We start from the raw sequence: 11,913 nt of genomic DNA on the forward strand, positions 1-11,913 counted from the left end.
CTGGCACTGATCCAACACAATCCAAAATCATTGAATTCAAGTCAGAAAGACAAACTTGGCTGGAACTACCAGATACTGAGTATGCCTTGGTTTCTAGAAGATATGCAGATAGGGTTGATGTCATTGACCTAAAAGATGCCAAGCAAATTATTTCTGAATCTGGAAGTAATAATTTACTATCAGCTAGTATTCCAGTGGGTACGCCTGAGCAAGCCGATCGACCCAGAGAATCAGCTGCTACTAGTGATGCTGGAAGAGCCTATGTAATTTTAGATAGTGGTGCTGTAGCTTTAGTAGACTTAATGGTACTGCGTCAAGTAGATACCGATCCCGAAAAACTGGGAATAAATCCCATCAAATTACCACCTGGTGTTTTCCCAAGTTCGATTGTCATTGAACCAACTGACCATTATGCATATATTGCTGATGGTTCTCTTGGCACTATTTATGTTTTAGACATTAATCCAAGTTCTGCAACTTACAACCACATCATTGATACTATTCCAGTTCAAGCACCATTAGGATTGCGAAAGTTGGCTATTAGCAGTGACGGTCGCAGACTTTATGGTACTGCACCAGATAGTGTCGAGAAAAGCAAGATTGTAGTTGTCAACATTGACCCCCATGACAAACCTAGTAATTTAACAGACAATCCTCGTAAATGGCATAAGCAAATTTTGGCACTTGAAACAGATGCCACCAACTTAGAGGGGATTGAGGCTACCGCCGATCCCAATAAAATGATTTTTACCAATCGGCGCAGCGATAATCAAGGGTTTGGAGTACTTACTGTTACTCAAAATGACCCAACCAAGTTTCAGGCCGATGCCAGTAAATATGTAGGTTTAAATCTCACCTCTGGGTCTTTTGAATTAAGAGACGCAAGAATTGCTGCTGTCACCAAAGATAATAAGTACGCCTTTGTTCTCGGCTACAACGGATATCAAAAAGATAGAGGTTTTGAATTAATTCCTGAAGCGCCTTTTGGTACTAGCGTTGGGATTATCGAAAACCCCTTTGAACCTAATGCCAAATTAATTGCTGCCACGCGTTCGATTCCAATGGGACTTGGGGCAGATTTGGAAATTTCAAGTGATGATAAGTTCCTCACTGCTACCTACCCTGGAATAGATGGAGTTTTTGTCTTTGACGTTGAGGAAATCAGGCGTACCATTGAAACCATAACTCCATTTGGAAACTCAGGCGGCTTTGTACTTGACATTAATGGCAGAGGAACAGGCACCACAGGTTATAAAGGAGCTTTTCGTGTAGCTAACTCTAGAGATTTATTGCGTTTCCCAATTGATGATATTAATCCTCTTATTGACATTGCAGCCAGGTATGAAATTGTTAAAGAGGAAAAAAGCAATAACAAAGAATTGATTGAGTATGGTGTGCCAAAACAGCCAGATGGCAACCCGATCGCCAACAGTCCCATTGGGATATTAAGTAACGTCAGAGGTGTAGATATTGCGTCTAAGAAAGACTGGATTAAGCTACATATTCCTAATACCAATGATAGGATTGTTAATCCTAATCCATCAATTGCTGACCTTACTCCTCAGTTAAGTTGGGAGTTTGATCCTAGTGTCATTACTGATACCAAACAGATTAATGAAGTCGAACTTTTTGTTAGTGTGTTTGACCAAGGTAATGGGTTGCTGCCAGAATGGACACCAATTACAGCGAGTCAACCCGAATTAAATGACTACAATCCCAATCGCATCCTGACTGCTATATGGCAAAATGGCGTTTGGACTTGGGCTGGTGGTAGTCAACGAAGTTCTTTTAATACCTTTGAGCTTCCTAGTGACCGTATTTTAACAGCAGGTCAACAATATCACTGGGCTGTGAGAGCATACGCCTCTGGTGTTACTACAGATATAGAGACTGGTGATTTCATCACCAAGCTAGCAACTCCAATTATCGATACATCTAAGAGTTTCCACAGCGTAACTATTTTAACTCGCGGTGCTGAAGCTAATGGAGTTGATGTTGATAATCAATTTAAAGCAATGGCTAGACATATTGCTCAGTTGGATAATTCAGCTATTCCTCAGACAGAAAGAGGATTGGTGCTAGGTTATAACTCAACAACTGGAAAGTGGAATAAAGACGGCACAACTAATGAAGTTACTCAAAGTGAACTGTTCGCTAATTTAGGCAAACCCTTGGTGCTGCTTCCTGGATGGAGTACTTTTTGGAAATCAGCTAATAATTCTGGTTCATCAGAAGCTGCGGCAGATGCTTTCTACGCTGCACTAGTGCAATTAGATCAGATGGTTGAAGGTAGTGTTGGGGGCAGTAATGGTATATATGACTACCAAGGCAAGTTAATTCGTAATCAAGGGGATCTCTTCAATTCTCCATTGCACTTTATTGGTTTTGGTCAAGGTGCTGTTGTTAATGATGAAATTATTCAGCGTTTGGGTACTGACTACCCTATTGCTGGTGGGATTGATAAGGAACACCGCGATTTGCAAATGACGACGATAGATCCCTATGATTTTGAGCAGGATTCTTTGAAGGGGAATCTGAAGGTTCTGAATGAACCAAAAATCAAGATTTGGGATAATATCACCTTTGCCGATAATTATTATCAGGCAGTTACTGATCCGAATGGAGCTAAAACTGATATACGTAATGGGCGCTCAATTTCGGAAGCGGATTTGGATGTAAACCTGGGGAGTTGGGCTGGGTTCGCCTCAGATGATGAGAATGGTAGTCCTCACAATCGCGCTTTGGCTTGGTATGCTGGTACTTTGAATCTCAGTGGAAGTACGCTTCCCTCATTTGGCGGGGAGACGATTTACCGAAGACTTGGGGATTTAGAGCCGGATAAACGAACCCTTATAAGTGAATCTACTTGGTATACACCTGATTATAGAGGATCTCAATTTGGTCATGGTGCCGCTAATGCTCCTTGGGAAGGTATTGGTACTGGATGGTTCTACTCTGCTTTGGGTGGTGGTGAAGATAAGCGTCCTGTGTTGAAGACTAAGCGCATTGAAGTTAGTGAGGATAATACTAGCCTTACCAGGATGCGAGGTGATTTTGCAGTGCCTACTTTGTTTGATGGGAATTTTGATGCTGTTACTTACAACCGTACTGGGCAAGTTATCCCTGGTTGGTCTTTATATAATGGCGCAAATGATGGATTACAAAAGAATTTAGTTAACTGGACAGATATTCCCTCTCTGTCAGAAACTTTTGTAACCGGATGGGCACAACGACCAACACAAAATAATCCTAATGGAGTGCCTATCTTTGGGACTTATCTGAGACAATTAGGTATCGCTCAAGACGACCCTAATTACAAAAATTACGCTTTAAGACTCACATCAGGTCAAGAAGTCGTACACAACCGTTTTGTTGTACCTGATTGGGGTATATTGCGATTTGACCTTGAGGTTCCTAATCCCACTGGTGGAAGGCTGGATGTGTCTATTAAAGAAGAAGGAACTGATAATTGGATACCTTTAAGTTTCTTTACCAGCGCGACCCAACCATCAAGAAGAGAAGAATTATTTGGGGTTGATTTGACACGGGGGGATGCAATTAATCAAATTGGAGTTGCGAGATTTAGCAGAGCTTTTGGTGGTGGAGCAAGTGTTGATTTTCTTCTTGAAAGGCGTGGGTTTGAAACTTTCCACTTGAATATACCAGATAATTTACGGGGTAAGGTCGCAACTCTTAAATTTAATTTGCAAGGAAACAATGAAGTTTATTTAGATAATATATTCTTCAAAAGTGAACATCTTAAATTAGGTAATCCAGGCTTACTCATAGCCCAATCATTACCTCCTAATGGTACTGATGTGCGGCAAGAAGCCAGATATGACGAAGCCATTTCTAACAATTACTTAATTGAAAGACCACAATATAGTTTGTCATACAACAATGACAAAAAAATTCCTAATTGGGTTGCTTGGCAATTAAATCAAACAAATTTAGGTCCCACTAGTAGATATGATGGTAGTTTCAGGAGGGATTCTACGCTACTAACCTCTTTTGGGCAACAACCTATTGATGGAACTTATATAAACAGTCGTTACGATAGGGGGCACTTGGCTGCTTCGTCTCACCAAACGAGTTCTTCTAAAGATAATAGGGAAACTTTTCTGCTTACAAATATAGTGCCGCAGTTTGTGGATAATAATAGGTATTTCTCAGGCAGAGAAGCATCTGCGTGGAATAACTTAGAAGCTGAATCTCGCACGATGGTGACTAATTTTGGCTGGGAGCTTTACAATTTTGCAGGTGGTATTGGAAATGATTGGACTCCTAGACGCGCCAGCAGAGCCACAAATGCTTGGGGAAATGACTTCACAGATCCTACCGATTTACAAGCACGGGGCGTTAATATCCCTCAATGGACTTGGAAAATTATATTGGCGTTGGAACCGGGTCAAGGTTTAGAAGATGTAACAGCTAGTACCTCAGTAATTGCTGTGATGACTCCTAATAGCGCAGAACCAGCACAATTTTACCCTTTATTAGGAGACCCTACTCAGCTAGTTGAGCATCCACTTTACCCAGGTCGCTTTATTAATAGAGATGATTGGAGAAATTGGCGTACTTGGCAAGTTTCCATAGATCGCATTGAAGAAGAGACGGGTTTTGACTTTTTCTCTAACCTTCCCGATCGAATTGAGAACATTCTTGAAAGCCATGTTACCAATTTTCCAAATTTAGGATTGAATGCATCCCTGTTAGCCGATCCTCAAGTAACAACAGTCTCACCAGTCGTGGTCGTCATTGATCACGGTTCCATCCTCCAAGACAAGACCGTAGACAGTAGTGCCAGTCCAGTCAACATTAGCCGCGTGCTTGACACCAGTCATATTGGTGTTACCCAGTTGAGTTTGGATGATAGAAGCGGAGCGCAATTCAGCACCACTCATGTCGGTATCCATGAACTCAACAGCGCTCAGATAAGCTTTAGTCAAGTTGGCTCCACTCAAATTAGTACGAATCAATTTGCACTCGCCCAAGTGGGCCTTAGTCAGATTGGCGTTACTCAAATTGGCATCAGTAAGATCGGCACCAGCCAAGATAGTATCAGTCAAGTTGGCTCCACTCAGATTGATTCCACTCAAGTCAATCTCAATAAAAATATCTTCCATTGGCTCGGAACCGCTGATATTAACACCCCTGAGATTGAGACCGCTAAAATCTCTTTCCCCAGCAGCGTATCTTCTTCTCAATTCTTCTCCATCCATAATTTACCTTCCATATTAATCAACACATTCAAATATAACCCACTCAATCTCTCGAACACCTCATTTGACCCCACCAATCCCTTTGACCTAACCCTCCAAATCGCCGACCTTCCCAACGGACAACTAGCCGAAGCCCAAATCACCAACTATGACTCCCTCGGTCGCCCCAACGGTGGCACCATCCTCATCGACGACGACGCTAACGGCGCAGGCTGGTTCATCGACCCCACCCCCTTCGACAACAGCGAATTCACCACCATTCTTACTGACACAGCCTACCGCGCCACCACAGGCGACGCATTCGGTAAATACGACCTCCTCACCACCATCCTCCACGAAACCGGACACCTACTAGGTATAATCAACGGCAACCCAGGCTTTGACCGCTACATCCAAACCATCAACAGCACAAAAACCTTTATAGGCAACAACTTCACTGCCACCCTCACTCCAGATGGTAGCCACCTTGACTCCAAAGTACACCCCTACGACCTGATGAACAACACCCTCGCCCCAGGTGTACGTAAGCTACCATCATGGCTCAACCTGCAAATGCTCAACGCCATCCGTAATACTACGGTAGCGTCAAACAGTGCAACACAACTAACAGCACCGCTAACCGCAATACTCCTAGCAGACATCACCAACGGCAACTTCAACGAAACCGATACCACCAAACCCGAATACGGCTGGACAACACGCGGTGCAGCCACCATCCTCAATCAAGAAGCCGTCCTCACAGAAGACTCGCCCCTACTCAGTAACTTCACCCAATCCTTCATCATCCCAGAAGGAGCCAAATACCTCCAATTCACCCTTAAAAACACCACCTTGGGAGCAAACACCCCCACAGCCCCAGGTGACGCATTCGAGGTAGCATTACTCAACGCCAACACCAAACAATCCTTAGTCAACACAGTCACCGGACTCAGCCAAACCGACTCCCTACTCAACATCCAAAACGACGGCACATACTACACCAGCAACAAAGTAACCTTAGTCAACACCACCCCCAACAGCACCCTAACCCTCAACCAACCACTCACCTTCAAAGTAGACCTCACAGGCATTCAAGCAGGAACCGCCGCCACCCTCTACTTCGACCTCCTCGGCTTCGGTACCAGAGATGCCAAAGTCATCCTCGACAACGTAATGTTGCTAGACAACGACTTCATAGCACCAGTCGCCAACAACGACACCGCCACCACCAACCAAACCCAACCAGTCACAATCAACCTCCTCAGCAACGATACTGACGCAGACAGCAGCATCAATCCCTCAACCCTGACCATCAACACCAATCCTAGCAACGGTGCGATCGCACTCAACCTTGATGGTACAGTTACTTATACCCCCAACCCCACCTTCGTCGGCACAGACACCTTCACCTACACCATTACCGACACAGACGGCTTAACATCCAACACCGCCACTGTCAACATCACAGTCAAAAATATTGCCCCAATTATTACGGTAATTACAGGCGACACCACTACAACCGAAGGCACAATAGCCAACTTTACCGCCACAGCAGTTGACCCAGGTGACGAACTTACCTACCTCTGGAACTTCGGCGACGGTTCCCAGCTTGTAGTTGGTCAAAATGTCACCCACGCCTACGCCGATAATGGCACATACATCGCCACCCTTACCGTTATAGATAGCCAAGGCGTAAATAGCTTCCAGTCCCTAGAAATCACAGTCAACAACGCCGCACCAAAAGTTAATGCAGGCGCAGACCAAAGCATCAACGAAGGTCAAACAGCCACCTTCAACGGGCAATTTAGCGACCCCGGTATTCTCGACACCCACACAATCACTTGGGACTTCGGCGATGGTACAACCATCGCAGGTATCCTCAACCCAACCCACATTTACACATCAGATGGCACTTACGCAGCAAGCTTGACCGTTATTGACAACGCCGGGGCATCCACAATAGACACCCTCACCGTCACCGTTAACAACCTCGCCCCCACCATTACACAACTCACGGGCACAACTGAACTTGCAGAAGGTACACGAGCTAACTTTAGCGCCAGTGCCACTGACCCTGGCAACGACACCCTTACCTATACCTGGAACTTTGGCGATGGCTCCAACCCAGTCCAAGGTAAAGATGCCACCCACACCTTCCTCGACAACGGCATCTACACCGTCACCCTCACAGTCAGCGACTCCGACGGCGCTTCTACATCCCAAACCCTATTGACAAAAGTCAACAACGTCGCTGCCAGCGTCAACGCAGGTACAGACCAAACCATGTACCAAAACGAACCCGTCATCTTCGACGGACAATTTCACGACCCTGGTATATTAGATACCCACACAATCGAGTGGAACTTCGGCGATGGCATAGTTTTGACGAGTGAGGGAGTGAGAGAGGGAGAGAGTGAGGGCGAAAATTACCTCAACCCATCCCATGTATATACTCTTCCGGGCGAATACACCGTCACCCTCACCATCACCGACAAAGACGGTGCCGTATCCAACGATACCATGACTGTCACGGTGAAGAAACCACCCACAATGTCCGTCAGCGATATCTCAATTATCGAAGGTGACAACGGTAACAAATACGCTGTATTTACCGCCAACTTGAGCGAAGCCAGTCTGCGTACCATCACCGCCAACTATTCTACCACTGACGGTACGGCAACTGCGGGTAATGACTACATCGCCACCAACGGTACAATTAGCTTTGCTTCAGGGGAAATCAGCAAAACAATTACAGTTCAAGTAATTGGCGATACCCTCGACGAATTCGATGAAACCTTCAGAGTTAACTTTACTAATCCCACAAACGCCACAATTATTACCAACCAAGTCATCGCTACAATCCTCGACGACGACGCAGCCCCAACCCTGACAATAGGCGACAGAAGCATCACCGAAGGCGACAACGGTACAGCAACCATCACCTACACCGTGAACCTTGACACAGCCAGCGCTAAACCAATCTCAGTTAAATATACAACAGCCGATGGGACAGCAATTGCAGGTACTGACTACATCGCCACCAACGGTACAATCACCTTTGCACCAGGAGAAACCACCAAAACCATCTCTGTACAGGTACTAGGTGACACCATCGACGAATTCGACGAAACCTTCTTCCTCAACTTGAGTGATGCCACAAATGCCACAATTGCTGATAACCAAGGTGTAGGTACAATCGTTGATAATGACCTACCACCTGTACTCACCATCAATGATAGAACCATTACTGAGGGAGATAATGGTACAACAGTTGCCAGCTTCACAATTACCCTAGACGCACCAAGTGCTAAACCAATCTCAGTTAAATATACAACAGCCGATGGGACAGCAATTGCAGGTACTGACTACATCGCCACCAACGGTACAATCACCTTTGCACCAGGAGAAACCACCAAAACCATCTCTGTACAGGTACTAGGTGACACCATCGACGAATTCGACGAAACCTTCTTCCTCAACTTGAATGATGCCACAAATGCCACAATTGCTGATAATCAAGGTGTAAGTACAATTGTTGACAACGATGCACTGCCTACACTAACTATCAGCGATAAAACCATTACAGAAGGAGATAACGGCTCCAGCACCGCCACCTTCACCGTTAGCCTGTCTGCTGCTAGTGGCAAGCCAGTAACCGTAAACTTTGCGACTGCTAACGGCACTGCTACGGCAGGCAGTGACTACACCACAACTAATGGTACACTCACCTTTGCAGCAGGGGAAACCAGCAAGACTATCTCAGTACAGCTAATCGGCGATATTACTGATGAATATGATGAAACCTTCTTCCTCAATCTGAGCGACGCTAGCAATGCTACCATTGCTGACGCAATCGCAGTAGGGACAATTTTGGATAACGATGCGCCACCTGTACTGACAATTAATGACAAAAATATTACTGAAGGTGACAGTGGCATTACATACATGACCTTTACAGTCAGTCTTGGAGTGCCCAGCGCCAAGCCAATAACTGTAGACTACACCACTGCTAACGGTACTGCGACTGCCGGTAGTGATTATAAAGCAACTTGTGGTACACTCACCTTTGCTCCCGGTCAAACCAGTCAAACAATTATTGTAGAGGTGATTGGCGATCGCCTCAGAGGTGCTGATGAAACTTTCTCGATTAATCTGAGCAATGCCACCAATGCCACCATCAGTGATGCCCAAGGGATAGGTACTATTATTGACGATGACCGCACTGATGGATTTGGGATTCGAGCCGAAGGAACGGTGACTATCAATGGTAGTAGCGACTTTGACGGCAATCCCCTTGATGTGTACGATGACACATTAATTTATGCCGCCAAGGGTTTCAATATCAATGGTAATACAGTATTGCCTGTGAAACGAGATGCTGCGGGTAATCCCATACGAGATGCCAAAGGTAAGCTGATTCTCATAGAAAATGCTGTGGCAGTGGCACCAGGGTATACCTTTAGTAATGCTTCCAATAGTAATCAGTATGCCAACTTAGTTCCTCCACAAATTGTAGAGCCGCAGACTATCGTTGTCCCAGCTTACGCGTTGGTCAAGCAGCAGGAACTAGAACGGAGAATCCCCACCGGAGCAGCAACACTCACCCTCAACATTCAGCAAAACCCGATGAACAATGCTGCTGATTGGTCGAAGAAGTTTCCACCTTCAGGAACTGCAAGTAATCCTACCGTGGTTCGGGTTACAGGAGGTGGACTGAATATCCCTCCTAATGTCAGCCTCAACAATTATGTAATTATTGTAGAAGTTGGAGATATCAATTTCAACGGCAGTGGACACAACCTGAATAATGTAGTTTTGGTCACCAACAACGGCAATGTTAATCTGTCTACTATCCAGGCACGGGATTTATCGGTGTTGGTTTCTGGTTCGATTAATATGAATGGTGGCGCCAGATTTGCAGGAAACACAATACTTGCGTCGGGCAGTAGTCAAGGAAATATTACATTTAATGGGGCAACATCAACAACAGATCCCACTAGCAATTTGCAAGTGATTTCTCAAGGGGATCTGACATACAATGGCTCTGCTAATACACGGGGAACATTCCTTGTCGGTAAAAACTTTACTTACAATGGCAGTTCAACTTTGTTTGGCTCGATTGATGTCAAAGGTAATATCATCTTGAACGGTCAAGCTACTGTTACTGCTCTTGGTGAAGGGTAAAGAAGGTACAAGGGCTGCTGTGGAGTATGGAGATTTTCAGTCCCAAAGAAAATTGGATAATATCGTGTCCGGTTAAAGACTTTAGTTTAAAACGAATTGAACGTTTGACATATAAATTTGGTCAAATTAGGATCAACTTACGTCAATCTAAAATCTTAAATCGCCAATTAGGGAATTTAGCTGAAGGTAATATTCTTAAAGGTCAAAGAGTTGTCATCGCTGTAGATGGTGGTCGGAGTAGAATCCGAATTAATAAAAAGGGGAGAAAAAGTTCCAAAACCAAGCGACACGGGTTTATCGGCAAATGGGTTGAGCCAAAATTATTTACAATTTATGTTGTTGACGAGCAAGGTAAAAAAATAAATAGTTCTGAAATTCCTATTACGAATGATGGCACTTATGAAGGATATAAAGCACTTTTAGAAATTTTAGAAGCGGATTTAGTTAACTTGGGAATTAGTCAAGCAAAACAAGTATTATTAATCGGGGATGGAGCGGAGTGGATCTGGATACATATTCCCCCACTTTTGGCAAGATTAGGATGCCCAGTTGAAACTTATCAACTATTCGATTTTTATCATGTTACAGAAAATATAAAAGTATTTGCAGATGCAGCTTTTAATGAAGAGGCACAGTCTAAAGAATGGTTTGTAAAAGTTAGGAAGAGTTTAAAAAAAGGTAAAGCCAAATCTTTAATCAGCCAGATGGATGAGTTGATTGCTGTAGCTACCGGAGAGCGGTGTAAGATTATGGTAGTTAAGCGAAATTATATTTTAGATGCTTATCGTAAAGGACGTTTAAATTATGACAAAGCAATAGATAAAAAACTCCCCATTGGCAGTGGCACAATTGAGAGTTTAATCCGCCAAGTTGTAAATTTAAGAATCAAAGGAAACAGTAAATTCTGGTTGAAAGAAAATGCAGAAATTATGTTATATCTGCGTTGTCAATGGATAGCTAAAAGTTGGGATAATTTTTGTGCTTCCATTTTTAATTCCTTTATCAAACCAGAAACTGCTTGATAAATTTTATACTTTACTTCTACTCTCAACTTATTATTTGGTTGAATTAACACTAAGTATAAAAAACTAATTGTAGATATTTTTGTTAACAATCGTCAAATGGCTTGCTATTAATCTTTTTGAGATATCTCATCAAGATGAATTCTCGTGGCTATCAGCACACATTTAGTAAATAAAATCACTTCTTACTTAGATTTTATTTTTGCGATGGCTACGCCCGCCGCAGGCATCGCTTGTTTTTTTCCCGATCTGACAAAACCGCATTGCTCCCGGTGTAGCTTTCTTTGAAACAGTAGTTTTACACAAAACTTTGTTTCCAACTTTTGCTCTATTACGTATATAGCGGTTCTCAGTTGGGTGCAATATAGTAACAACAGTGAGTAAACCATCCAATAATGTCTTTTTTAGTCACTGCATCTAGGGCATTTGTGATAGCTTGATCTAATTCTTCACTGACTTTTCCCGTTAAGTCTCGAAAAGCTTGCTGGAAAAGGATTTAAGAAACA

At 43.8% G+C, this 11,913-nt stretch carries 1 protein-coding gene and 3 pseudogenes (1 of these 4 only partly in view); 3 read left to right on the forward strand and 1 reads right to left on the reverse strand.

Annotation, left to right across the window (positions count from 1 at the left end; genetic code table 11):
- A pseudogene (locus RM049_RS11400) lies at window positions 1-4,634 on the forward strand (CARDB domain-containing protein); its annotated part reaches 22,873 nt to the left of the window's first position; the annotation flags it as partial.
- A 105-nt stretch (window positions 4,635-4,739) separates the two neighbouring features.
- Here the strand turns inward: RM049_RS11400 and RM049_RS39265 are convergent.
- Window positions 4,740-5,222 (reverse strand): pentapeptide repeat-containing protein, encoded by a 483-nt coding sequence (locus RM049_RS39265; protein WP_416212634.1) that lies wholly within the window; start codon window positions 5,220-5,222, stop codon window positions 4,740-4,742.
- A gap of 1,188 nt (window positions 5,223-6,410) precedes the next feature.
- Here RM049_RS39265 and RM049_RS39270 point away from each other — a divergent pair.
- A pseudogene (locus tag RM049_RS39270) lies at window positions 6,411-10,385 on the forward strand (Calx-beta domain-containing protein); the annotation flags it as partial.
- A gap of 83 nt (window positions 10,386-10,468) precedes the next feature.
- Window positions 10,469-11,407, forward strand: a pseudogene (locus tag RM049_RS11405) (ISLre2 family transposase); the annotation flags it as partial.
- Between the last annotated feature and the right edge of the window lie 506 nt (window positions 11,408-11,913).

It is taken from the genome of Nostoc sp. DedQUE04 (assembly GCF_034530995.1).
Lineage (GTDB): Bacteria > Cyanobacteriota > Cyanobacteriia > Cyanobacteriales > Nostocaceae > Nostoc.

Excerpts from the sequence above, each read along its gene's own strand:
- RM049_RS39265 (WP_416212634.1), bottom strand. The coding sequence starts at position 5,222 with ATGGATGGAGAAGAATTGAGAAGAAGATACGCTGCTGGGGAAAGAGAT.